Source organism: Achromobacter maghribensis, assembly GCF_057334215.1.
Genome location: NZ_JBHFII010000061.1, coordinates 366,992 through 389,952, shown reverse-complemented (window position 1 = coordinate 389,952; position 22,961 = coordinate 366,992). Strand labels below are relative to the sequence as shown.

The following is a 22,961-nucleotide window of genomic DNA, read 5'->3' as shown; positions in this document are numbered from 1 at the left end:
TCTGCCGGAAGCCTGTGGCTACGGCGCCAAAAGAGAGGGTCTACCAAGGAAGGCCTGCTGAAGACGCCGGCATGACCAGCGTGCAGATTCCGCTATCGTAACAAATCGGGCCGGCTTCGCGATGCCAACCCGGCCGCGACGCCAAAAACCCGGGCGAATCGCCTGCCTCGCCCGCCTTTGGCAAGGCCTGGAAGCTGACGGCTTTCTGTCTGGCGGATTGTAGGACTAGAATGATTGATCCATCAATCATTGACCCATCCAACAATGTCCGCCCCCGCCCCCAGCACTCCGCATTCGCCCGGCCAAGTGCTTCCTTTCCGCCAGACCTTGATGGCCATGCTGGGCATGTGCTTCGTCATGATGATGGTCGCCATCGACCAGACGGTGGTGGGTACTGCGTTGCCGACCATTGTGGCCGAACTCAAGGGCTTCGAACTGTATGCATGGGTTGCGACGTCTTACCTGCTGACGTCCGTCATCACGGTACCGATCTTCGGACGCCTGGGCGACTACTATGGCCGCAAGCCTTTCGTGGTGGCCGCGATCATCCTGTTCACGCTGGCCTCGGTGCTGTGCGGCGCGGCCGACAGCATGTTCACGCTGGTGCTGGCGCGGGCTTTGCAGGGCATTGGCGGTGGCATGCTGGTGGGCACCGCCTTCGCGTCGATCCCAGACCTGTTTCCCGACCCGCACGTGCGGCTGCGCTGGCAGGTCATGCTCAGTTCCGCCTTCGGCATCGCCAACGCCGTCGGCCCCACGCTGGGCGGCGCGCTGACTGAACACTATGGCTGGCGCTCGGTGTTCTACGTGAACCTGCCGATCGGCATCCTGGGCCTGTGGTTCGTGACGCGCTATCTGCCGCACCTGCGCAACCATACGTCGGGCAAAGTACGGCTGGACTGGCAAGGCGCGCTATTGATCGCGCTGGCGCTGGGCAGCCTGCAGTTGCTGGTCGAACTCTTGCCCAAGGAAGGCCTTAGCGCCTTGATCGTGCTGCTGGGCGCGGGCAGCATCGCCGCGTTCGCGCTGCTGTATTGGTGGGAAAAGCGCTGCCCGCATCCGCTCTTGCCGCTGGACATGTTCCGCAACCGTGGCCTGGCCACGCTCTTCACGCTGGCCCTGCTGGTGGGCGTGACGATGTACTCGCTGCTGTTCTACGCGCCCCTGCTGCTGCAAGGCGGCTTCGGCCTGTCGCCACAAGACGCCGGCCTGCTGATCACCCCCATGGTCGTCTTCATCACGGTCGGCAGCATCATCAACGGGCGCGTCATCACGCGCATCCGCAACCCCAACCGGATGCTCTACGCCGGCTTCCTGCTGATGGCCCTGTCCTGTTTGGGTATTGTTACCACCCATAGCTATACGTCACACGGGCTGATCGCGGTCTACATGCTGATGGCAGGCCTGGGCATGGGCTTCATCATGCCCAACCTTACCGTTTTCGCGCAGCAGACGGCCGGTCGCACGCACCTGGGCATCGCCACGGCGCTGCTGCAATCCTTGCGCATGATCGGCGGCATGCTGGGCACGGCGGTGGTCGGCACGATGGTGAGCCACAGCTATTTCAGCGGCGTCGAATCCACGCTGCGCGGCGCCTCGGCGCAATGGCTGCCGGAACTGAACGATCCGCAGATGCTGGTCAATCCCGCGGCGCAAACGCAGTTCCTGGCACAATTGGCGCATCAAGGCCAGGACGGCACGTCGTTGATCGAGATCGCGCGCGTTGCGCTGGTGGGCGCCATCCACGAAGGGCAGCTCATCGCGCTGGCCGTCGCCATCTTCGCGCTGTGGTGCGTGCGGCGCGTGCCCCTGGTGCAATTGGCCCGGCCTCCGAAAGCGGAGCCCGCGGGCGTCGGAGAGTAGCTTTTGCCCAAACAACAACAAGGCCTGCAAGTCGTCCAGCACATGGGGCAGACGTACCGCGTGATGCAAAGCGCGTTCAGCAGCAAGGTCGGCCATGCCCTGCCCCGCTGGCGCATTCTGCTGGCGCTGCACGAATGCGGACAGTGCTCGCAAAAGCATCTGGCCGAACGCTGCCGCCTGGATCCCGCATCACTAACGCGCCAGTTGCAGGCCATGCAGAAACTGGGATGGATCTCGCGCGCGGTCGACCCGCAAGACAACCGCCTGACCAACGCCACCCTCACGCCGGCCGGGCAGGTCGTGGTGAACAACGCCCTGCCCAAGCGCGCGGCCTTCTTCGAGGAAGCGCTCAAGGGTTTATCGGTGGCTGATGTCGAGACATTGAACCGCGTGCTCAGCGTGCTGGAAGAGAACTTCCTGCGCGCGGCGGGCGGCAAGCCCGCGTAGCTCGTTCGCACAAGGACGGCCGCGCCGTGGGCCAGACCCAGACCCAGGCCATCAAGCAGCGGCAACGCGCTGCCAATCGCCGCGATGCTGTTCGATATGTTCGCGCAGATGCTCCACCAACGTCCGCGTGGCCATCGACGGAAAACGATTCGGAGCGGTCAGCAAATAGATGGCGTTGCCCACGCCTTCAGGTTCCAGCTCGGGCAGAACCTCGACAAGCTCGCCGTCGCGCAGCTGGCTCCATACCGCGTAGCGGGGCAGCAGCGCCACGCCCAATCCGGCCATGACGGCATCCCGCAAGAAGGGATAGTCGCCGGACTGCACCCTTGGCGCCACACGCAGCAGCAGCGGGTCGCCATCTTCTCGCTTGCAGCGCAGATCAAAGCGCCGGCCCAGCGATTGCGGCGCGATCAACGAACAAAGGCCCAACTGCTCAAGCGTCGTCACCGGTCCTTGGCGGCGCAGGAAATCCGGCGTCGCGCACAGGCACCACTGGACGTCGCAAATACGCCGCGCCACATGGTCTTCCGGCGGCGCGGACGTGATCTTCAGGGCCATGTCCACTTCGGCCGACACCAGGTCGCCGATGGCGTCATTGATGTGGACGCGCAATGAAATATCGGGATAGCGGCGCGTGAAGTCCAGCAGCACCGGCGCAAGATAAAGATGGCCCAGCCCCGTGGGCAGGCGTATCCGAACGTCGCCGCGCACGGTGCCATCCAGGCTATGGATGGAGGCTTGCGCCGTACGCATTTCATCCAGCAACCGCACGCCGTGCTGATACAGCAATTGCCCCGCCTGGGTCAGCTCCACATGTCGGGTGGTACGGCGCAAAAGCTGCGAACCCATCGCAAGTTCCAGCCGCTTCAACCGGTGCGACATGTTTGAACGGGTCATGCCGCAGCGCTCGGCGGCCGCGCTGAGGTTGCGCGATTCCACCATCGCGACGAACAGCCTGACCAGGTTCAGATCCAACTCTTTGTCAATCATTGTTCACCATTAAAGGAACAACTGCTTGGATTGTCCACCGGACGAGCCGAGTCTACCATCGGCCTATCAATCTCCCGCCCATGGATGCCATGAACCCTGCTGTTGATGCCGATCAGGCCTGCGGTCCCTTTTCCGGTTTGCGCGTGCTCGATATCAGCCAGGGCATCGCCGGCCCGTATTGCGCGCAGATGTTGTGGCAGCAAGGCGCCGAAGTCATCAAGGTGGAGCCGCCCGCCGGTGACTGGGGCCGCCATGTCGGCACGCAACGCGACGGGCACAGCGCGCTATCGGTGGCCTACAACGCCGGCAAGCGCGGCGTGTGCCTGGACGCGCGCCATCCCCAGGGAAAAAAGGCACTGCGCCGCCTTGCCGGAAGCGCCGACGTGTTGATCCAGAACTTCCGCCCTGGCGTCGCCGAACGCATGGGCGTGGGCTACGCAGACGTGCGGCAGCACGCGCCGGGCATGGTCTATGTGTCGATCAGCGGTTACGGGCCGGACGGCCCTTACGCCGGCGCGCCCGCATCGGATTCGGTCATGCAAGCCGACAGCGGTCTCATGTACGCGAACCAGGACGAGGCCGGGACGCCGCGCCGCATGGGCATGCTGATGGCGGACATCGCCACCGCCCTGTATGCCGCGCAGGCCACGGCCGCCGCGCTGTACCGGCAAGCCAGAACGGGCCGCGGCAGCCATGTCGAGCTTAGCCTGTTCCAAGCGTGCGCCGCGCTGCAGGTGAATGACATCCTGGCCCACGCCATGGCGGGCGCGCGACGCGCCGGCCCGGTCAGCGCGCCCAACGGCGTGTTCGACACCGCTGACGGCAGGCTATCGGTGCTGGCGCTGAACAATGAGCAGTTCGCCCGCCTGTGCCGCGCGCTGGAACGGCCCGAATGGCTGCAGCAGCCCGCCTATGCGGACAACGCCGGCCGCATGGCGCGGCTGAACGAATTGCATGAGCAGATCGCGGCGCAGTTGGCCACCCGGCCTTCGGCGCACTGGATCGAACGGCTGGCGCGCGAAGAGGTTTTACACGCCACGGTGCGCGACTACGACGATCTGGCGGCGCATGCCCAGGCCGCGCACGTGGAACTGCTGCAGACGCTGGACCAGCCCGGCGTGGGCGCGTTGCCCTATGCGCCACTACCCGGCCTGGCGCGGCGGCGGCCGTTGACGCCGGCGCCGCGGATCGGCCAGCATTCCACCGCGGTGCTGCAAGACTGGGGATGGAGCCAGGCCGACATTCGCGCGTTGATGACGGCGGGCGCGCTGCGGCAGGACGACACGCAACCGGAGCAGGCATGATGCGCGCCCTGCTCTGCGAACAGTTCGGCCCCGTGCGCGACGTGGCGTTGCGCGACGCGCCCGATGCTCGGCCACCGGGCCCGTCCGACGTCATGATCCAGGTGCAATACGCCAGCGTCAGCCACGCCACCAAACTGCTGATCGAAGGCCGCTACCAGACCCGCCCGCCCATGCCCTTCGTGCCAGGAACCGAGGCCGTCGGCCAAGTGCTGGCCTGCGGTAGCGCGGTGACACGGCTGCGCCCCGGCGACACCGTGGTGGCGCTGGCTCGCTGGGGCTGCTATGCGGAACGGCTGACATTGCCCGAGTACACCGTCTACGCCGTCCCGGACGGCCTGGAGCCGCTGCTCGCCCTGCCCGTGCCCATCTCCTATGGCACGGCTTACTGCGGCTTGCTGTGGCGCGCGGCCATGCAGCCGGGCGAAACCGTGCTGGTGCTGGGCGCAGGCTCCGGCGTGGGCCTTGCCGCGGTGGAACTGGCCGCGCTGCTGGGCGCCCGCGTCATCGCCTGCGCAAGCACCGAGGCCAAGCGGCAAGCCGCGCTGGCGGCTGGCGCCAGCCACGCCATGCTGGCGGACGCCGACATGGCCGCGGCGGTCAAGGCGCTGACCGAAGGCCGCGGCGCCGACATCGTGTTCGATCCGGTAGGGGGAACGGCATTCGAGTACGGGGTGCGCGCGGCCGCCGCGAACGCACGCATGCTGTCCGTGGGCTTTGCCAGCGGCACCGTGCCGCAAGCGCCGCTGAACCTGCTGCTGGTCAAGAATATTGCATTGCACGGCTTTTTCTTCGGGCGCTACCTGGGCTGGACGCCCGCCGACGAGCGCGTGGTCCATGCGCCTGCCATGCAGCGCGCCATGGCGACCCTGTTTGAATGGGCGCGCGGCAAGCGCATCCATCCCGCAGTAACGGCGGTCTATCCGATCGCCGAACTCGCCGCTGCGCTCGAAGCGCTGGAAAGCCGCCAGGTCGTGGGCAAAGTGGCACTCAAAATAATATCGGAGACAAGCCCATGCAATCCCCCACCGCCGCTTGCGGCGACCACGCCCTAAGCCCTCGCCAGACGCCGCGGCCCGCCTTCAACCGCCTTGCCGTGCTGGCGCTGGCCTGCGCCGGCATGACCGCCGCGATGCCGGCGGACGCCGCCGACGCCTATCCCAACCGCCCAATCACGATGGTGGTGCCGTATCCGCCTGGCGGCCCCACCGATATCGTGTCGCGGCTCGTGGCGGCCGAAATGTCCAAGACGATCGGGCAGAACATCATCGTGGACAACCGCCCCGGCGCCAGCGGCATGATCGGCGCGGACCTGGTGGCGCGTGCCGCACCCGACGGCTACACATTCCTGGCCAATGCTTCGCTGCACGTCATCAACCCGTACATCTACCGGTCCATGCGTTACGACGCGTTCAAGGATTTCACGCCCATCACGCAGTTGGCGGACGTGCCCCTGGTGCTGGTGGTGCCGCAATCCAGCCCCGCAAAGACCGTGCAGGACCTGGTGGCGATGGGCAAGACCCAGCCGCTCAATTTCGGCTCGGCGGGCAGCGCGTCGGCGCAGCAATTGGCAGGGGAATCCTTCAAGACCCGCACGGGCCAGCCGATGCAGCACGTGCCCTACAAAGGGAGCGCGCCCGCGCTGACCGATCTGGTGGGCGGGCAGATCCAGCTCATGTTCGACTCCATGCCTTCGGCCACCCCGTTCATCAAGTCGGGCAAGCTGCGAGCGCTGGCCGTCACCGTCTCGCAGCGCGTGCCCGAACTGCCGGATGTTCCGACCATGGCGGAATCCGGTTTCCCTGGTTTCGATATCAGCACGTGGTATGGATTGTGGGCGCCCAAAGGCACGCCGCCCGCCATCACGGCCAAACTGGCCGAGCATGCGGCGCTGGCGCTCAAGCAGCCGAATGTGATCAGCCAATACGCGAGCATGGGGGCCAAGCCGGTGGGGTCGAGTCCGGCGGACTTCGCGCGCTTCAATCTGGCTGAAGGCCGGAAATGGCGAGAAATCGTCACCACCGCCGGCATCGTGCCGCAATAGGGCCGCGCCGGGAACTGCCAAGCAAAGGAGCTTGCCTACGCCTGCAAGGCGGGCAAGCTCCGTTCGGTGGAGTTAGACGTTGAACAAGAAGTTCATCACATCGCCGTCCTGCACGATGTATTCCTTGCCTTCCGCGCGCATCTTGCCCGCTTCCTTGGCGCCCTGCTCACCCTTGTAGGTGATGAAGTCTTCATACGCGATCGTCTGCGCGCGGATGAAGCCGCGTTCGAAGTCGGTGTGAATGACGCCAGCCGCTTGCGGCGCGGTGGCGCCGATGGCGACCGTCCAGGCGCGCACTTCCTTCACGCCAGCGGTGAAGTAGGTTTGCAGGCCCAGCAGCTTGAAGGCGGCGCGGATCAGGCGGTTCAGGCCCGGCTCTTCCATGCCCATGTCGGACAGGAAGGCTTGGCGATCGGCGTCGTCCAGGTCAACGATTTCGGATTCGATGGCGGCGCAGATGGCCACGACCGGCGCGTTGCGCGCGGCGGCGAATTCGGTCAGGCGGTCCAGCAGCGGGTTGTTCGTGAAGCCGTCGTCGGCCACGTTGCCCACGTACATGGCGCGCTTGGCGGTGATGAAGCACAGCTGGGCGATGTCGGCGTGTTCTTCCGTCGTCAGGTCCAGCGCGCGGATCGGCTTGGCTTCGTTCAGCTGGGCAATGCACTTTTCCAGCACGGCCACGATGCGCTGCGACTCCTTGTCGCCGGAACGCGCGGTCTTCTGGTGGCGCAGCAGGGCCTTTTCGGCGGTCTGCAGGTCAGCCAGCGCCAGTTCGGTCTCGATGACTTCGATGTCGGCGATGGGGTCGACCTTGCCGGCAACGTGGATCACGTTGGGGTCTTCGAAGCAACGCACGACGTTGACGATGGCGTCGGTTTCGCGGATGTGCGACAGGAACTGGTTGCCCAGGCCTTCGCCCTTGCTCGCGCCGGCGACCAGGCCCGCGATGTCGACGAATTCGACGGTGGCGGACAGGATGCGTTCGGGCTTGACGATTTCAGCCAGCTTCTGCAAACGCGGATCCGGCACCTCGACCACACCGACGTTGGGTTCGATGGTGCAGAACGGGTAGTTCTCGGCGGCGATGCCGGCGCGGGTCAGAGCATTGAAAAGTGTCGATTTGCCAACGTTGGGCAGGCCGACGATGCCGCATTGCAGAGCCATGGGAATCCTGTGTAAGTACGGTATTGATCGTTAACGTTCTAGTTTACCCCGGGCAAGCGGCAGGTGCCCTGCCGCCGCGCCGGGGATGCGGCCCCGCTAACCGGCGGCGGTGGGCGCCCAGCGCATGACGGCCCAGATCATCAAAATGGGGCCGGCGTTGAAGGTGGCGTGCAGCAGGATGGCCGCGCCGATGCCGCGCCGCACGCGCATCCAGCCCAGCACCAGGCCGGTCAGCCACTGCGGCAGCACCAGTAGCGGCATCAGCCAGTATGGCGTCTTGCTGTAGACGAAGTTCGTCAGGTGCACGGCCGCGAAGGTCAGCGCCACCAGATGGAACACCAGGCCGAAGTGCTTCAGGTAATAGCGCCGCCAGGTCGTATCCCAGCCCTTCAGGGGCTCTGCGCGCTGGCGCGTCCCCCAGCATGCCAGCAGCACGAATGCGGCCAGCAGCAGTCCTGTCCACAGCTTGGGGCCATACAACACGACAGGCATCAGGGCGGGCACCAGCCACAACACCTGCCGCGGACGGCGCAAGCCGTAGCGAAAGAGCATTTCCTCGACCAGCGGCGCCCACAGCACGGCGGTCAGCCATGGCAGGTTGGCCGGGTCGATACGGTGGGTCGCGCCTCCCAGGCCGGCCGCCATCACGGCTACCGGCCCCAGCGCGAACAGGTTCAGCGCCCACAGCAGCCCGGCCCACGCCAGCAAACGCCCGGGACCGATGCCCGGCCACCAGTCGGCGGCAAGGCCGCCCCCGGCGAAGCGCCCGGACAAGCGCGCCACGGGACGCGGATGGCGGATGAAACGCCAGAAGTCCGCGACCTCGCCACGAAAGCGCAGCTTGCCGCCGGAGGAGGACTGCGGCTTGACGGACATCAGGCGACGTTGCCGCTATGCAGCTGGCGCGTGGCCAGCGCGAAATCGCCGGCCAGCATGGCCGGCACGACGGCGCGGCAACGGTCGATGACGGCTTCGATCTCTTTCTGTTCCTCGCGGCGCGGCGGATGCAGCACGAAGTCCGCCACTTGCTGAGCCAGGTTCAACGTGCGCGGATGGCCGATGCCGATGCGCAGCCGCCAGAAATTGGGGCTGCCCAGCACGGCCTGGATGTCCTTCAGGCCATTGTGGCCCGCATGGCCACCGCCCTGCTTGAGCTTGACCTGGCCCGGCAGCAGATCCAGTTCGTCATGCAGCACCAGCACCTGTTCCGGCTCCAGCTTGTAGAAGCGGGCCAGCGCGCCGACCGCCTGGCCGGATTTGTTCATATAGGTGATGGGCTTGAGCAGCAGCACGTTGTCCGCGCCCAGGCGCGACTTGGCCACCATGCCGAAAAAAGATTTCTCCAGCGCAAAAGAAGTGCGCAGGTCGTCCGCCAGGTGGTCGGCCAGCCAGAAGCCGGCGTTGTGCCGGGTGGTTTCGTAGTCGGGACCGGGATTACCCAATCCCACGATGAGGCGTATGGGAATAGACATGATGGAGGGTGTTTAAACCAAAAAACCCTGCGCATGCAAATGCACACGCAGGGTTTCGGGCATAAGCCGCAAGGAAAGCCCGAAGGCCTTCCCGCAGAACTTAGGCGGCCGGAGCGGCGGCTTCGGCTTCGTCGGCGGCGGCAGCGCCGCCCTTGACGATGGCGGCAGCCAGCAGCGGGTTGTCTTCACCGCCGTGGGGGACGTACGTCACGCCCATGGGCAGCTTGATGTCGGCCAGGTGGATCGAAGCGCCAGCCAGGATGTTGGTCAGGTCGACTTCGATGAACTGGGGCAGAGCCTTCGGCAGGCAGGTGATTTCCAGTTCGGTCGTCACGTGGCTGATGATGGCGCCCGACAGCTTCACGGCCGGCGAGATTTCAGCGTTCACGAAGTGCAGCGGCACCTTGGTACGCAGGGCTTGGTTGGCGTCGACGCGCTGGAAGTCCACGTGCAGGACTTGCGGCTTGTAGGCGTGCCATTGAACCGAACGCAGCAGAACTTGCTCTTCCTTGGCGCCTTCGAGCTGCATTTGCAGGATCGATGCGTGGAATTCTTCCTTACGCAGGGCGTGGTAGATCTCGTTGTGGTCGAGTTCGATATTCAGGGGGGCAGCCGTACCACCATAGACAATGGCGGGAACGCGGCCCGCGCGGCGCAGGCGGCGGCTCGCACTCGAACCCTGGACGCTACGCGCAGTGGCGATAAATTTCATGGAAAACTCCAAAAACAAAATAAGGTGAAGAGGCTTCACCAGTTAACGGCACGGCGCGCAACATGCGCGCCGTGTTGATTGCGCCTTGCCGCGACCAGCAAGGTGCAAAAACTAGGGTAGGCGGTTGCCTGACCGACGCCTGGGCGTCAGTCGACGAACAGCGAGCTGACCGATTCCGCGTTCGAGATACGCAGGATGGTCTCGCCCAGCAGCGCGGCGCACGACAGCTGGCGGATCTTGCCGCTGGCCTGGCCTTGCTCGGAGAGCGGGATGGTGTCGGTGACGACCAGTTCGTCCAGTTCCGACGCTTCAATGCGGTCGATGGCGCCGCCCGACAGCACGGGGTGCGTGCAATAGGCGTAAACGGCGCCGGCGCCGCGGTCTTTCAGGGCCTGGGCCGCCTTGCACAGCGTGCCGGCGGTGTCGACCATGTCGTCCATGATGATGCAGGTGCGGCCGTCGACTTCACCGATGATGTTCATCACTTCCGACACGTTGGCGCGCGGACGACGCTTGTCGATGATGGCCAGGTCGGCTTCCAGCTGCTTGGCCAACGCGCGTGCACGGACCACGCCGCCGATGTCGGGGGACACCACGACCAGGTTCGAGAAATTGCGGCGCCAGATGTCGCCCAGCAAGATCGGACCGGCGTAGATGTTGTCCACGGGGATGTCGAAGAAGCCCTGGATCTGGTCGGCGTGCAGGTCCATCGTCAGGACGCGGTCGACGCCAGCCACTTGCAACATGTTGGCCACGACCTTGGCCGAGATCGCGACGCGCGCCGAACGCGGGCGGCGATCTTGGCGGGCATAGCCAAAGTAGGGAATCGCGGCGGTGATGCGGCCAGCGGAAGCGCGGCGCAAGGCATCGACCATAACCATGATTTCCATCAGGTTGTCATTGGTAGGGGCACAGGTGGGCTGCAGAACGAAGACGTCCTTGCCGCGCACGTTCTCGTTGATTTCGACCATCACCTCGCCGTCCGAGAAGCGACCGACGGTCATCTTGCCCAGGGACATATCGAGGTGGTTGACTACGTCCACGGCCAGCCGAGTGTTGGCCGTGCCCGTGAAGATCATGAAGCTATCGTTTGCCATGATGGATGATGCGATGGTCGTTGTAAGACACTAACGAGGTGATGCGGGGTGCTACGAGACACCAGCGGACCCGGAAAATAAAAAAGCTGCTGAACCCGGGCCAGTGTCTTACAGGCGTGTTCAACAGCTTTTTTATGTATTCGGTTGGCTGGGGAGGAAGGATTCGAACCTTCGCATGCCGGAATCAAAATCCGGTGCCTTAACCAGCTTGGCGACTCCCCAACTATCTTGCAATCCAATTCCGCAATGGATGTTCAGTTAAACCAGTACATGCCTGCACTAACCGAAACCCTGGATGCGTTGTGCTGTTTGTTTTAACAGCGCCGCGCATTATAGCGGATATTTCTGCTTTTGCCAAAACGGCTTCGGAAAGTTCGGAAAACTCGGCGAATAAACACGCGCCTGATCCCGACATGCGAACAGGTATGCCCTGTTCAGCAAGCCACCGCGTTGCCCTGAGAACCTCAGGATAAAGACGGTGAACTACCGGCTCCAAATCATTTTTCCCGAAGGAAAAAGTTGGCGAAGCAAGAAAGTCCGCTATTGTGATGCAGGAAGAATCCCTTGTCAAATCGGGTGCGGAAAATATTCCAGCAGTCGGCACGCTGGTGTCCGGTTGCGCCACCAGATAAGCGCGTTCTGGCAGCGCCACGGCGGTCAGGTCTTCACCCACGCCTTCGGCGAATGCCGACTGCCCAAAAACGAACACGGGCACATCCGCGCCCAGCGGCAAGGCCAGCGCCATGAGTTCGCGGCGCGTCAGCCCCGTCCCCCACAGTTTGTTCAAGGCGATCAGCACGGTCGCGGCGTCACTGGAACCGCCCCCCAGGCCGCCGCCCTGCGGAATGCGTTTTTCCAATGCAATCTGCGCACCCTGGCGCGTGCCCGTGGCGCGTTGCAGCGCATGGGCCGCGCGCAACGTCAGGTCATCGGCTTCGGCAACGCCGGGCAGTGCCGACGCCCGGCTGATGACGCCGTCGGCGCGCACCTCGAAATGCAGCGTGTCGCACAGGTCGATGAAACGGAAGACCGTCTGCAGCAAGTGATAGCCGTCGGCGCGGCGACCCACCACATGCAGGAACAGATTCAGTTTGGCGGGAGCGGGAACGTCGTACAAAGTCACAGAAGACTACCGGTGCGGGACATCCCCACATTCTAGCCACGCACCGGCTGCCGCGTCCGATCTCAGGCCAATTGCGGCGTGCCCGCGCCAGCAAGCCGCTCGGCCTGCGCGTCGAGCACCTGCCCGGCCGGCAGCTTGAAGACGGACACGGCGCCCGCAAGCTGGCGGGCCTGTTCTTCCAGCGCCCCGGCGGCCGCGGCCGCCTCTTCCACCAGGGCCGCGTTCTGCTGCGTCACGCCATCCATCTGCGACACGGCGCGGTTGACCTGGTCGATGCCGCTGGCCTGCTCTTCGGAAGCCGCGGATATCTCGCCCATCAAGTGGGTCACGCGCTGCACGGAATCAACGATCTCGCGCATGGTGGCGCCGGCGCGCTCGACTTGTTCGGATCCCTTGCCAACGGTCTGCGCGGAGTCTTCGATCAATTGCTTGATCTCCTTGGCGGCAGCCGCGCTGCGCTGCGCGAGCGTGCGCACTTCGCTGGCCACGACGGCGAAGCCTTTGCCCTGCTCGCCCGCACGCGCGGCTTCCACCGCGGCGTTCAGCGCCAGGATGTTGGTCTGGAACGCAATGCCATCGATGACGCCAACGATGTCGGCGATGCGCGAAGAACTGCCGGAGATGGCGCGCATGGTCTCGACCACGCCGGCCACGGCCTCCCCGCCGCGCTGCGCGACCGCGGCGGACGTCGCCACCATGCGGTTGGCTTCGCGCGCGGTGTCGGCGTTCTGCTTCACGGTGGACGCCAACTCTTCCATGCTGGCGGCCGTTTCTTCCAGGGACGCGGCCTGTTCTTCCGTGCGGCTGGACAGGTCGGTGTTGCCCGACGAGATTTCACGCGCCCCCACATTGATTTCGTCCACACCCCTGCGCACGGCGGACACGGTGCGCACCAGGCTGTCCTGCATGCCCTTCAAGGCGGCCAGCAATGCGCCGATTTCGTTCTTGCCACGATCGGCCACGCGGCGGGTCAGGTCGCCTTCGGCGATGCGGCGGAAGATCTCGCCAGCTTCCAGCAACGGACGCACGATCATGCGGCGGATCAGCACGTGCGCGCCCACGGCCATCAACAGGCCCAGGGCCAGAATGCCGGCCAACAACGACGTAAATAGCGTGTGGAAGAGGGATATTTCGTTCATGACGCCCTGCCCCGCCTCTTCGGCCCGGACCATGAAAGCGTCGCGTTCGCTGACCAGCAGCTCCTGCGCTTGCTGCGTGCCTTGCTTGAAATAGCTTTCCATGTCGCCCGCCTCCAGCACGCGGCCGACGCTTTGCAGATTCGCGCTGAGGTTGGCGTAGGCCTGGATCAGGTCCGCGGAAGCGGTCTTTTCGTCGGCCGACAGGCCGCTGGAAAAGCCCTGGAAAGCGCGGTCGCCCGCCGCGATGCGCTGGCGCGCCAGACGCAGCGCCGTCGTATCACTGAGGTTGCCTTGCGCGACGCGCGTGGCGTAGCGGCTTAAATCGGTGCGGGCCGCCACCAGCGACAGGGCCGCGGTGTTCACGGCGTTGACCTGTTGCGAGGACAGGCGATAGAGCTGGCCAACGTCCTGGTTGGTCTGGCGCAACGCGACAAAACCCATGCCGCCCACGAGCAGCTGAAACGTGAAAAATATCGCGATGATTCCCAACAGCATCGTCGCGATGCGCGTGTTCCTGAACATAGGGCATTCTCCAAAAAAGGCGGCGACAGGATTGGCCGCCGCCGCACTTGCGGTCCGCGCAAGGGGTGGCCCCGCGCGGGCATGAGGAGAATTATTCAGTCCGGCCTGACTATTTCAAGCCGTAACACGACCAGCTTTGCCGCGTTTATTTGCCCGATTGCAGCAGGCCGGACGTGTTAAGGCCGGCTGCGGCAGGCAGGAATTGCAATACAAGCGGAAAGGCGACGGAGCGCGAACGGCTCCGTCAGGATCAAGGCTGGTTGACGACCAGACGCACCGTGACGCGGCGCCCGGGTTCCTGGCGTTCCAGGACCAGCAATTGCGGCCCCAGCGTGTCGTAGCGCGACAGCTTGGCTCGCCAGCCGCCTTGCTCGAACGACGCGGGTCGGCCCAGTTCATCATGCGTGACGTCGGACGCTTCGGGTTGCGCCGGCAGCCTGCCGCGCAGCCAGTCGCGCAAGCCGGACACCGGCACGCTGCTGCCCAGCGCGTCTTCGGCCAGGGCGTCGGGATTGTCGGCGACCAGGCGCGTGCCGTCGGCCTTGGTCAGGCTGGCAGCGCCGGGCTGGCCTTCCACGCGGGCTTCGGTGGACCCCAACGGATTGGTCAGATCCAGCACGTAGCGCCGGCCGTCGTCAGACCACGAGAAACCGCCCTGCACGGCGTTCTGCTTGCCGCTTTCTTCGTTCACGGTGATGGCGAAACGGCCGATGCGGGAAAACGCATCGGGGCTGGCGCCTTCGATAGGCTTTGGCGTGGTGGTGCAGGCGGCCAGCGTGAACGCCAGCATCGCCAGCAGCGCCCAGCGCAGCCAGCCGGACACATCAGCCAAGCGTTGCACCGCTACCGTCACAGACCCACTCCCAGACGCTTGACGACGTCCTGGACGGTCTTGTTCTTGGGATCCTTCATCAGTGCGGCGCGCAGCAGATCCGTCGCCTGGTCGCGCTTGCCCTGGGACCACAGCACTTCGGCCAGGTGGGCGGCGATGTCGGCTTCCGGGCGCACGCTGTAGGCGCGGCGCAGGTATTCCGCGGCGGACTCGGATTCGCCCATGCGGAACTTGACCCAGCCCATGCTATCCAGAATGAACGGGTCGTTCGGCGACAGCTCCAACGCTTGCGTGATGAGGTCCAGCGCTTCGGGCAGGCGTTGGTTATGGTCCGCCAGCGTATAACCCAGCGCGTTGTAGGCGTGGGCGTGGTCCGGATCCAGCGCGATGACTTGTCGCAGCATGCGTTCCAGGTCGGCCAGGCGGTTCTGGCGTTCGTACAGCATCGCCAGTTCGTACTTGATCTCGACGGTGTCCGGCAGCGCCTGGTCGGCGGCTTCCAGCGTGGTCACGGCTTGCTGGAGGCGGTCGGCATCGCGCAGTATCTGCGCCTTGGTCAGTACGCCCAGCGTGCGTTCTTCGTCGTCCTGCGGGCCGGCGCCATCGATCATGGCCAGCGCGTCGTCGACCCGGCCGCTCTTGGCGCGCAGGGCGGCTTGACGCATGGCGACCGAATAGCGCAGCGTGGGGTCGTCGATACGGCCGAGTTCCTTGATGGCTTCGTCGTATTGGCCTTGGTCTTCGGCAATGCGCGACAGCAGGACGTGTGCGTCCGCCGCGGCGGCGCCGGCATCCGTGGCGCCCGGCACGGTAGCGCGCTGGCGCTGCTGCTGCACGTCCAGGTACTGCTGAAGCAGCGTCTTGGCTTGCGGCAACTGGCCCGCCTTGTAGGCCAATTGGGCCTGCATGAACAACAGGTCGAAGTCTTCAGGCGACCGGCGCGACATGGCTTGCAGTTCAGACAGCGCGCCGTTGTAGTCGCCGCTGTCGGCCAGTTGCCCGGCCAGCATCAGGCGAACCTTGCGGGCGCCGGGATTACGGTTGATATAGGCGCGGGCCTCGGTCATGGCGCGTTGCGGATCGACCTTCGAGCCGTATTCCAGCACGCGCTGAGCGGCGGCTTCGGACTTGGGATCGGCCGCCAGCGCCGCGCGGGATTCCTGGGCCGCGCGCTCGTAGTCGCCCGAGGCAGAGGCCACGTCGGCCAGCGCCAGATGGGCGGCCGGCAGCTTGCGCACGCTGTCGCTCAGCGATTCGTCCAGGATGCGCAGCGCCAGGCGGCGGTCGTTCAGGCGGCTGAGCACGGCCAGAGCCTGGCCGATGGCGGCCGGCTTGTCGCGCGAGGCATCGATGCGATTGCGCAGCGCCTGGGCCAGGCCCTTGGTCTGCCCGTTGGCGGCAGCCAACGCCAGTTCGGTGGAGCTGGCTTCGACGTCGTTGGGAGACAGGCGCGCCCAGACGCGGGCCGCCTCCAGCGCGCCAGGCAGATTGCCCCCGGCCAGCTGGAACTCCAGGCCGCGGCGGGCCAGACGGGGGTCACCCGTGTCCCGGGCAAGGCCGATCATGGTGGTTGCAGCCGTGCCGTACATGCCGCGCTGGGCGGCGATCTCCGACGCGAGGACGCGATAGAAGATGTCGGCGGTGAGCGATACGTAGGGCAATTGGCCCGGACGCAGGCGGATCACCTCGGTTTCGGGCTGATGGTTCTGCGGCGCCATGCGGGGCCCGGTCGCATCACGCGTCCGGCTGTCGGCCGCCTGGGCCGGCAGCGCAAAACCTGTTGCCAGCGCAAGCGCAAGCGTGGCGATCCCGATATTCATTTGTTTGAAAGACGACTTCACGCGGCCCGTCCGGTTGATGGCACAATCTTCGTACACGCAATTGATGATCTTACACTGGCTCATGCCGGAACTGCCTGAAGTCGAAACCACGCGTCGGGGAATTGACGCCGTCATCACTGGCCGGACGCTCAAGCGCCTGGTCGTCCACGAAGCCCGCATGCGCTGGCCCATTCCGCCCGATCTGCCGTCGCTGATCGGCGGCCGCGCCGTCCTGGAATGCGCCCGCCGGGGTAAATATCTATTGCTGCGCTTCGAACATGGCACCCAGATCGTGCATCTGGGCATGTCCGGGTCGCTGCGCAGCGTCGCCCCGGGTGAATTCCTGCGCAAGCACGACCACGTTGAATGGATTTTCGACGAAGCCGTGTTGCGCCTGCATGACCCCCGGCGATTTGGCGCGGTGCTGTGGCACCCCGGCGCCGACGGCCCCATCGAGACCCACCCCCTGCTGGCCAAACTGGGCATCGAGCCCTTCGACCCGCGCTTTGACGGCGCCTGGCTGCACCGGCACTTCAAGAACCATGGCGCCGCCATCAAACAGGTGTTGCTGGCCGGTCTGGCGGTCGTCGGGGTGGGCAATATCTACGCATCGGAATGCCTGTTCCGGGCGCGCATCAACCCGAAGACGCCGGCCAACAAGCTGTCGCCCGCCCGCTGCGACCGGCTGGCGGACATGGTCCGGGCCACCCTGGCCGACGCCCTGACATCCGGGGGCAGCACGCTGCGGGACTACGTGGGCGCCACCGGCGAGCCGGGGGCCTACTTCGAGATCCATGCCGCGGTCTATGAACGCGAGGGCCTGCCGTGCCGGGTCTGCGCCACGCCGATCCGGCGCTTCGTCCAGGGCCAGCGTGCCACTTATTACTGCCCGAAATGCCAACGGAACTAGCCCCAGCACCTTGAAAACCCTGGGGAAATCCCTGCAAAAACAAGGACATTTGTTTATAGCAAACGTATTGCACAAACACTAACGCCAAGCTATATTCCTTTCACACACCTATTCCTAGAACAGTGGAAGGAGCCTCCATGAGCAAGCAATTCGCCTCGCACGCCGACCTGGACGACAAGGTCGTCTCGTTCGAAAAACTGTCCGACAACGCCTATGCCTACACGGCCGAAGGCGACCCCAACACGGGCGTGATCATCGGCGACGAGGCCGTCATGGTGATCGACACCCAGGCCACGCCGGTCATGGCGCAGGACGTGATCCGCCGCATCCGCGAAGTCACGGACAAGCCGATCAAGTACATCCTGCTGTCGCACTACCATGCCGTGCGCGTGTTCGGCGCCTCTGCCTACAACGCTCAAGAGATCCTGGCCAGCCGCGATACCTACGACCTGATCGCCGAACGCGGCGAACAGGACAAGGCCAGCGAAATCGGCCGCTTCCCCCGCCTGTTCCGCAACGCCGAATCGATTCCGCCGGGCCTGGTGTGGCCGACGATGACGTTCAAGGGCGAAATGACCGTCGACCTGGGCAACCTGGAAGTCAAGCTGCTGCAAGTGGGCCGCGGCCACACCAAGGGCGACACCATCGCCTGGCTGCCCGAACAGAAGATCCTGTTCGCTGGCGACCTGGTCGAATACCAGTCCACCCCGTACTGCGGCGACGCCTACTTCCGCGACTGGCCCAGCACGCTGGACGCGCTGTCGGGCTTCGAAGCCGAGAAAATGGTTCCTGGCCGCGGCCCGGCCTTGAAGAACGCCACCGAAGTCCGCCAGGGTCTGGCCGGCACCCGCGCCTTCCTGACCGACCTGTACGGCGCCGTGAACCGCGGCGTGGCCGAAGGCAAGGACCTGAAGACGATCTACCGCGAGGTCTACGACTTCATGAAGCCGCGCTACAGCGACTGGGTCATTTTCGACCACTGCATGCCGTTCGACGTGTCGCGCGCCTATGACGAGGCCAGCGGCCACACCCATCCCCGCATCTGGACCGACAAGCGCGATCTGGAAATGTGGGCGCAGCTGGAAGGCTAAGGCCAACGGGGCCAAGTCGGGCGCAGACCCGCGGCGGCCCAGACTGATATTGCAAGAACCGAAACTGCGCGCCGCCGACGGCGCGCGGCTTCGCGACATAAAAACAAAATGACCCACACAGGAGACAACCGTGGGAGACATCGACTTTCAGGCGATGGAGTTCGCCTATGAAAAGCACGCCGACCAAAGCGCCGGCGCACCGCCGCGGCACCAGGTCGTGGTCGTGGGCGCCGGCCCGGTCGGCCTGACCACCGCGCTGGACCTGGCCCGCCAGGGCGTGCGCGTCGTGGTGCTGGACGACGACTACCGCCTGTCCACCGGCTCGCGCGCCATCTGCTTTTCCAAGCGCACGCTGGAAATCTGGGACCGCCTGGGCGTGGGCCAGCGCATGATCGACAAGGGCGTGTCGTGGAATGTCGGCAAGGTGTTCTTCCGCGAACAGGAAGTCTGGCGTTTCGACCTGCTGCCCGAACCCGGCCACCGCCGCCCCGCCTTCATCAACCTTCAGCAGTACTACGCCGAAGGCTACCTGTATGAACAGGCGCGCCAGGAACCCAACATCGACCTGCGCTGGAAAAACAAGGTCGCCGGCGTCGTTCAAGCCGAAGACGGCGTCGACCTGACGATCGAAACCCCCGAAGGCCCGTACACGTTGCACGCCGATTGGCTGGTGGCCTGCGACGGCGCGCGGTCGCCGGTGCGCAAGCTGATCGGCCAGGAAAGCCATGGACGCATCTTTCGCGACCGCTTCCTGATCGCCGACGTGAAGATGAAGGCCGACTTTCCGACCGAACGCTGGTTCTGGTTCGATCCGCCCTTCCATCCCAACCAGTCCGTGCTGTTGCATCGCCAGCCCGACAATGTCTGGCGCATTGACTTCCAGCTGGGCTGGAACGCCGACCCCGTCGAAGCCGTCAAGCCCGAGAACGTGCTGCCGCGCATCCGCGCCCTGCTCGGCCCCGACGCGCAGTTCGACCTGGAATGGGTCAGCGTCTATACCTTTGCGTGCGAACGCATGGACAAGTTCCGCCACGGCCGCGTCGTGTTCGCTGGCGATTCCGCGCACCGCGTGTCGCCATTCGGCGCGCGCGGCGCGAACAGCGGCGTGCAGGACGCCGAAAACCTGGCGTGGAAACTGAAATTGGTGCTGGCGGGCCTGGCGCCCGACACGCTTATCGATAGCTACAGCGCCGAACGCGAGTACGCCGCGGACGAGAACATCCTGAATTCGTCGCGCGCCACTGACTTCATCACGCCCAAGAGCGACATCAGCCGCAGCTTCCGCAACGCCGTGCTGAACCTGGCCAAGACGCATCCGTTCGCCCGGTCGCTGGTCAACAGCGGGCGTCTGTCGCTGCCGGCCACGTACGGCGGCTCGCCGCTGAACACGCCGGACACTGACGCCTTCACGGGCCGCATGGTGCCCGGGGCCGTCGCGCTGGACGCGCCGGTCGCGTGCCGCAGCGAACAAGACTGGTGGCTGGCGCAGCTGGACGGCGGCTTCGTGCTGGCGCTGTTCTGCGCCGACGCGCTGCCTGGCGCCGACACGCTTCAGGCCTTGCAGGCCCTGCGCATGGCGCCCGTGCCCGTCAAGGCCGTCCTGGTCGTAGCCGCCCAATGCGACACGACAGGCCTGTCCGCCGACTTGCCCGTGGTGGCCGACACCGAAGGCTGCCTGGCCAAGCGTTATGACGGGCAGCCCGGCACCGCCTATCTGATCCGGCCAGACCAGCACATCGCCGCCCGCTGGCGGGCATTCAATGCCGATACCGTGATCCGCGCGGTCCACCGGGCCACGGGCCACGCCTGAAGACAAAGGTCAACCCATCATGCTGATTACTGAAACGAACCTGAGCTCGCCGGACGACTTCTACGAAGCGCTGATCGAAACGCACCGCGACCTGACGAACGAGCAAAGCCAGGAATTGAACGCGGCGCTGATCCTGCTGCTGGCCAATCACCTGGGCGACGTGGCGCTGCTGCGCGAAGCCTTGCAGCAGGCGCGCGCGTCGGTGGTGCAGGCGTAAGGCGTCACACGCCCACCGCGAACGTATTCACGATCAAGGCGCGCAACCACTGATTGCCGCCGTCGCGGTCCACCCTGCGCTGCCAGTACATATTGGTCTGCAGCGCGGGGACTTTCAGCGGTGGCGTCATGAAGCGCAGGCCGAACGGCGGCGCGGCGCTGGCGGCCAGCTTTTCGGGCACGGTCGCCAGCAAGTCCGTCGCGCTGACGATGTAGGGCACGGCCGAAAAGTGCGGCACGCTGAAATGCTCGGCCAGCTCCACGCCCGCGCGCTCCATCGACTGATTGACTTGCCCGTAAGGCGCGGCGCGCGACACGATCAGATGCCGCTCGGCGCGGAACGCCTTGATGCCCATGCCCGCATGCGCCGTGGGGTGCGCCTGACGGAACAAGGTCGCGTAACCCTGCCGGAACAGCATGCGCTGCAGCGTGCCCGCCCCCATTTCGTCGAATGCGCCGATGGCAAGGTCCACCCTGCCCGACTCCATTTCGCGCGGCAGATCGGGCCCCTGCACGCGCACCGAATCAATGCGCACATGCGGGGCCACTTGCACGCAGACCTCCATCAGCCGGGGCATGAAGTGGATTTCGCCGACATCCGTCATGGCGACCCGGAAGCGGCGATTGCTGGTGGCGGCGTCGAACACGTCCTGATCCTTCAACGCCTGGCCCAGCATGGTCAGCGCTTCGCTGACGGGGCCGGCCAGCCGCTGCGCCCGGGGCGTGGGCAGCATGCCCTGCGCGGTACGCACGAACAGCTCATCGCCAAAGGCCTCGCGCAAGCGGCGCAGGGCATTGCTGACCGCGGGCTGCGTCAGGTCCATCCGCCGGGCCACGGCAGACAGATTGCGGTCTTCCAGCAGGTGCTGGAACAGGATCAGCAAGTTCAGGTCAACGTCGCGCAATTCGGCCATGCAGCCCCCTACTATTCACAAAATTTATAGTCTGTATTTTTGCATTCCCGTAGCCGTAATGGGCGTTTTTCCCGACAATATCGCATCGGCCCTGGGTTATCCCAGGCCGCCCCCGAATACCGACCGCGCGGCCAAGCACCGCGCCGCCACCCAGGAGGATTCCATGGAACTGCAATATCAGACCGGCTTCGGCAACGACTGCGCGACCGAGGCGCTGCCCGGCGCACTGCCGGTGGGTCGCAATTCGCCGCAGCAATGCCCTTACGGCCTGTACGCCGAGCAATTGTCCGGCACCGCCTTCACCGCCCCGCGCAGCGAAAACCGCCGCTCGTGGCTTTACCGCGTCCGCCCGGGCGCGCAGCACAAGCCTTTCGAGCCCTTCGGCGGCGCGGCGGGCTGGGAAAGCACCTTCGGCCATGGCCCGGTCACGCCCAACCAGTTGCGCTGGAGCCCGATGCCGATTCCGGATGCCCCGACCGACTTCCTGGAAGGCGTGAAGACCTGGGGCGGCAACGGCGGCCCCGATGAGCAGGGCGGCGTGGCCATCCACATGTATGCGGCCAACCGGTCCATGCAAGGCCGCTATTTCTACAACGCCGATGGCGAACTGCTGCTGGTGCCGCAGCAAGGCCGCCTGCGACTGGCCACCGAACTGGGCCTGATCGACCTGGAACCCCTGGAAATCGCGGTGATCCCGCGTGGCGTGCGTTTTCGCGTCGAACTGCTGGATGACACCGCGCGCGGCTACATGCTGGAGAACTTCGGCGCGGCCCTGCGCCTGCCCGAATTGGGCCCGATCGGCTCGAACTGCCTGGCCAATGCCCGCGACTTCCAGACGCCGGTAGCCTGGTACGAGGACCTGGAAGGCGACTTTGAACTGATCGCCAAGTTCACGGGCGGATTCTGGCGCGCATCCATCGACCATTCACCGCTGGACGTCGTGGCCTGGCATGGCACGCACGCGCCGTACAAGTACGATTTACGCCACTTCAACACCATCGGCTCGATCAGCTTCGACCATCCCGACCCCTCCATCTTCACCGTGCTGACCGCGCCGTCCGACACCCCGGGCACGGCCAACATGGACTTCGCGATTTTCCCGCCGCGCATCCTGGCGATGGAAGACACGTTCCGCCCGCCCTGGTTCCACCGCAACATCGCCAGCGAGTTCATGGGCTTGATCCAGGGCGTGTACGACGCCAAGGCCGATGGCTTCGCCCCGGGCGGCGCCAGCCTGCACAATTGCATGAGCGGCCACGGCCCCGACGCCGAGACCTTCGAAAAGGCCTCGCGCGCCGACACCCACACGGCGCATTACATCCGCGACACGATGGCGTTCATGTTCGAAACGCGCCGCGTCATCCGCCCGACCGCGCAGGCCCTGGCGTCGGTAGAATTGCAGGGCGACTATTACCGGTGCTGGCAGGGCATCGTGAAGCACTTCGATCCCAAGAAGGCGTGACGGCGGCTTCCCGCTGATCCACGCCCAGGGGG

21 protein-coding genes and 1 tRNA gene are annotated in these 22,961 nt (G+C 65.4%); 10 read left to right on the top strand and 12 right to left on the bottom strand.

Annotation, left to right across the window (positions count from 1 at the left end; translation table 11 throughout):
* Positions 1 to 264: 264 nt before the first annotated feature.
* Together ACE039_RS27765 and ACE039_RS27760 are read left to right on the top strand one after the other, a co-directional pair.
* Positions 265 to 1,863: an MDR family MFS transporter gene (locus ACE039_RS27765; protein ID WP_313457246.1), complete on the top strand. Its 1,599-nt coding sequence runs from the start codon at positions 265 to 267 to the stop codon at positions 1,861 to 1,863.
* A 3-nt stretch (positions 1,864 to 1,866) separates the two neighbouring features.
* The gene (locus ACE039_RS27760) at positions 1,867 to 2,310 is read left to right on the top strand and encodes a MarR family winged helix-turn-helix transcriptional regulator (protein ID WP_105556917.1); all 444 of its coding nucleotides are present in this window, start codon (positions 1,867 to 1,869) and stop codon (positions 2,308 to 2,310) included.
* Positions 2,311 to 2,361: 51 nt separating this feature from the next.
* Here the strand turns inward: ACE039_RS27760 and ACE039_RS27755 are convergent, their stop codons facing one another.
* Positions 2,362 to 3,300 (bottom strand): LysR family transcriptional regulator, encoded by a 939-nt coding sequence (locus ACE039_RS27755; protein ID WP_105556918.1) that lies wholly within the window; start codon positions 3,298 to 3,300, stop codon positions 2,362 to 2,364.
* Positions 3,301 to 3,389: 89 nt separating this feature from the next.
* Here ACE039_RS27755 and ACE039_RS27750 point away from each other — a divergent pair, with 89 nt between their 5' ends.
* The 3 genes from ACE039_RS27750 to ACE039_RS27740 all read left to right on the top strand — a co-directional run bounded on the left by ACE039_RS27750 (position 3,390) and on the right by ACE039_RS27740 (position 6,645).
* Positions 3,390 to 4,604 carry a CaiB/BaiF CoA transferase family protein gene (locus tag ACE039_RS27750; protein WP_485823912.1) on the top strand — a complete coding sequence of 405 codons (1,215 nt, stop codon included), beginning with the start codon at positions 3,390 to 3,392 and terminating at the stop codon, positions 4,602 to 4,604.
* Complete coding sequence (locus ACE039_RS27745) at positions 4,604 to 5,656, top strand: NADPH:quinone oxidoreductase family protein (RefSeq protein WP_310032269.1); 1,053 nt, start codon at positions 4,604 to 4,606, stop codon at positions 5,654 to 5,656. The genes ACE039_RS27750 and ACE039_RS27745 overlap by 1 nt, the downstream gene beginning before the upstream one ends.
* A 65-nt stretch (positions 5,657 to 5,721) precedes the next feature.
* Positions 5,722 to 6,645, top strand: coding sequence for a Bug family tripartite tricarboxylate transporter substrate binding protein (locus ACE039_RS27740; RefSeq protein ID WP_485824089.1), 924 nt, complete (start codon positions 5,722 to 5,724; stop codon positions 6,643 to 6,645).
* Between the two features lie 72 nt (positions 6,646 to 6,717).
* Here ACE039_RS27740 and ychF read toward each other — a convergent pair whose 3' ends face one another.
* From ychF to ACE039_RS27690, 10 genes are all read right to left on the bottom strand, one after another.
* Entirely contained in the window at positions 6,718 to 7,809 is a 1,092-nt protein-coding gene (gene ychF / locus ACE039_RS27735) for a redox-regulated ATPase YchF (RefSeq protein WP_105556919.1), read from the bottom strand.
* Between the two features lie 96 nt (positions 7,810 to 7,905).
* Positions 7,906 to 8,685, bottom strand: coding sequence for a CPBP family glutamic-type intramembrane protease (locus ACE039_RS27730; RefSeq protein ID WP_485823911.1), 780 nt, complete (start codon positions 8,683 to 8,685; stop codon positions 7,906 to 7,908).
* Positions 8,685 to 9,281, bottom strand: coding sequence for an aminoacyl-tRNA hydrolase (gene pth, locus ACE039_RS27725; protein WP_006227589.1), 597 nt, complete (start codon positions 9,279 to 9,281; stop codon positions 8,685 to 8,687). The genes ACE039_RS27730 and pth overlap by 1 nt, the downstream gene beginning before the upstream one ends.
* A 100-nt stretch (positions 9,282 to 9,381) precedes the next feature.
* Complete coding sequence (locus ACE039_RS27720) at positions 9,382 to 9,993, bottom strand: 50S ribosomal protein L25/general stress protein Ctc (RefSeq protein WP_105556922.1); 612 nt, start codon at positions 9,991 to 9,993, stop codon at positions 9,382 to 9,384.
* 146 nt (positions 9,994 to 10,139) lie between these two features.
* Positions 10,140 to 11,090, bottom strand: coding sequence for a ribose-phosphate pyrophosphokinase (locus ACE039_RS27715; protein WP_006227587.1), 951 nt, complete (start codon positions 11,088 to 11,090; stop codon positions 10,140 to 10,142).
* A gap of 145 nt (positions 11,091 to 11,235) precedes the next feature.
* Positions 11,236 to 11,312: transfer RNA gene (locus tag ACE039_RS27710), tRNA-Gln, on the bottom strand.
* 1 nt (position 11,313) lies between these two features.
* Positions 11,314 to 12,213, bottom strand: coding sequence for a 4-(cytidine 5'-diphospho)-2-C-methyl-D-erythritol kinase (gene ispE / locus ACE039_RS27705; protein WP_448710214.1), 900 nt, complete (start codon positions 12,211 to 12,213; stop codon positions 11,314 to 11,316).
* Positions 12,214 to 12,275: 62 nt separating this feature from the next.
* On the bottom strand, positions 12,276 to 13,874 hold the full coding sequence (locus tag ACE039_RS27700) for a methyl-accepting chemotaxis protein (protein WP_485823910.1): 1,599 nt from the start codon (positions 13,872 to 13,874) through the stop codon (positions 12,276 to 12,278).
* A gap of 250 nt (positions 13,875 to 14,124) precedes the next feature.
* On the bottom strand, positions 14,125 to 14,664 hold the full coding sequence (gene lolB / locus ACE039_RS27695; protein WP_233213994.1) for a lipoprotein insertase outer membrane protein LolB: 540 nt from the start codon (positions 14,662 to 14,664) through the stop codon (positions 14,125 to 14,127).
* A 59-nt stretch (positions 14,665 to 14,723) separates the two neighbouring features.
* Positions 14,724 to 16,610: a tetratricopeptide repeat protein gene (locus tag ACE039_RS27690; RefSeq protein ID WP_105556926.1), complete on the bottom strand. Its 1,887-nt coding sequence runs from the start codon at positions 16,608 to 16,610 to the stop codon at positions 14,724 to 14,726.
* Here ACE039_RS27690 and mutM point away from each other — a divergent pair.
* The 4 genes from mutM to ACE039_RS27670 all read left to right on the top strand — a co-directional run bounded on the left by mutM (position 16,609) and on the right by ACE039_RS27670 (position 20,554).
* Positions 16,609 to 17,436 carry a bifunctional DNA-formamidopyrimidine glycosylase/DNA-(apurinic or apyrimidinic site) lyase gene (gene mutM / locus ACE039_RS27685; RefSeq protein ID WP_313457226.1) on the top strand — a complete coding sequence of 276 codons (828 nt, stop codon included), beginning with the start codon at positions 16,609 to 16,611 and terminating at the stop codon, positions 17,434 to 17,436. The genes ACE039_RS27690 and mutM overlap by 2 nt on opposite strands.
* A gap of 137 nt (positions 17,437 to 17,573) precedes the next feature.
* Complete coding sequence (locus ACE039_RS27680; protein WP_105556928.1) at positions 17,574 to 18,527, top strand: MBL fold metallo-hydrolase; 954 nt, start codon at positions 17,574 to 17,576, stop codon at positions 18,525 to 18,527.
* Between the two features lie 130 nt (positions 18,528 to 18,657).
* Positions 18,658 to 20,337 carry an FAD-dependent oxidoreductase gene (locus tag ACE039_RS27675; protein ID WP_485823909.1) on the top strand — a complete coding sequence of 560 codons (1,680 nt, stop codon included), beginning with the start codon at positions 18,658 to 18,660 and terminating at the stop codon, positions 20,335 to 20,337.
* Between the two features lie 19 nt (positions 20,338 to 20,356).
* The gene (locus ACE039_RS27670; protein ID WP_006227578.1) at positions 20,357 to 20,554 is read left to right on the top strand and encodes a DUF2783 domain-containing protein; all 198 of its coding nucleotides are present in this window, start codon (positions 20,357 to 20,359) and stop codon (positions 20,552 to 20,554) included.
* Positions 20,555 to 20,558: 4 nt separating this feature from the next.
* Here the strand turns inward: ACE039_RS27670 and ACE039_RS27665 are convergent, their stop codons facing one another.
* Positions 20,559 to 21,467, bottom strand: a complete 909-nt coding sequence (locus ACE039_RS27665; RefSeq protein WP_310031735.1) for a LysR family transcriptional regulator — start codon at positions 21,465 to 21,467, stop codon at positions 20,559 to 20,561.
* Between the two features lie 163 nt (positions 21,468 to 21,630).
* Between ACE039_RS27665 and hmgA the strand changes: the two genes are divergently transcribed.
* Positions 21,631 to 22,929 (top strand): homogentisate 1,2-dioxygenase, encoded by a 1,299-nt coding sequence (gene hmgA / locus ACE039_RS27660; protein WP_485823908.1) that lies wholly within the window; start codon positions 21,631 to 21,633, stop codon positions 22,927 to 22,929.
* Positions 22,930 to 22,961: the final 32 nt, after the last annotated feature.

What these genes read in the sequence shown, in the direction of transcription:
- ACE039_RS27720 (WP_105556922.1), bottom strand. Translation starts at nt 9,993, where the DNA reads ATGAAATTTATCGCCACTGCGCGTAGCGTCCAGGGTTCGAGTGCGAGC.
- ACE039_RS27765 (WP_313457246.1), top strand. Translation starts at nt 265, where the DNA reads ATGTCCGCCCCCGCCCCCAGCACTCCGCATTCGCCCGGCCAAGTGCTT.
- ACE039_RS27750 (WP_485823912.1), top strand. Translation starts at nt 3,390, where the DNA reads ATGAACCCTGCTGTTGATGCCGATCAGGCCTGCGGTCCCTTTTCCGGT.
- mutM (WP_313457226.1), top strand. Translation starts at nt 16,609, where the DNA reads ATGCCGGAACTGCCTGAAGTCGAAACCACGCGTCGGGGAATTGACGCC.
- pth (WP_006227589.1), bottom strand. Translation starts at nt 9,281, where the DNA reads ATGTCTATTCCCATACGCCTCATCGTGGGATTGGGTAATCCCGGTCCC.
- ACE039_RS27715 (WP_006227587.1), bottom strand. Translation starts at nt 11,090, where the DNA reads ATGGCAAACGATAGCTTCATGATCTTCACGGGCACGGCCAACACTCGG.
- ACE039_RS27670 (WP_006227578.1), top strand. Translation starts at nt 20,357, where the DNA reads ATGCTGATTACTGAAACGAACCTGAGCTCGCCGGACGACTTCTACGAA.
- ACE039_RS27690 (WP_105556926.1), bottom strand. Translation starts at nt 16,610, where the DNA reads ATGAGCCAGTGTAAGATCATCAATTGCGTGTACGAAGATTGTGCCATC.
- ACE039_RS27665 (WP_310031735.1), bottom strand. Translation starts at nt 21,467, where the DNA reads ATGGCCGAATTGCGCGACGTTGACCTGAACTTGCTGATCCTGTTCCAG.
- ACE039_RS27680 (WP_105556928.1), top strand. Translation starts at nt 17,574, where the DNA reads ATGAGCAAGCAATTCGCCTCGCACGCCGACCTGGACGACAAGGTCGTC.
- ACE039_RS27745 (WP_310032269.1), top strand. Translation starts at nt 4,604, where the DNA reads ATGCGCGCCCTGCTCTGCGAACAGTTCGGCCCCGTGCGCGACGTGGCG.
- ychF (WP_105556919.1), bottom strand. Translation starts at nt 7,809, where the DNA reads ATGGCTCTGCAATGCGGCATCGTCGGCCTGCCCAACGTTGGCAAATCG.
- ACE039_RS27730 (WP_485823911.1), bottom strand. Translation starts at nt 8,685, where the DNA reads ATGTCCGTCAAGCCGCAGTCCTCCTCCGGCGGCAAGCTGCGCTTTCGT.
- ACE039_RS27740 (WP_485824089.1), top strand. Translation starts at nt 5,722, where the DNA reads ATGACCGCCGCGATGCCGGCGGACGCCGCCGACGCCTATCCCAACCGC.
- lolB (WP_233213994.1), bottom strand. Translation starts at nt 14,664, where the DNA reads ATGCTGGCGTTCACGCTGGCCGCCTGCACCACCACGCCAAAGCCTATC.
- ACE039_RS27755 (WP_105556918.1), bottom strand. Translation starts at nt 3,300, where the DNA reads ATGATTGACAAAGAGTTGGATCTGAACCTGGTCAGGCTGTTCGTCGCG.
- ACE039_RS27700 (WP_485823910.1), bottom strand. Translation starts at nt 13,874, where the DNA reads ATGTTCAGGAACACGCGCATCGCGACGATGCTGTTGGGAATCATCGCG.
- hmgA (WP_485823908.1), top strand. Translation starts at nt 21,631, where the DNA reads ATGGAACTGCAATATCAGACCGGCTTCGGCAACGACTGCGCGACCGAG.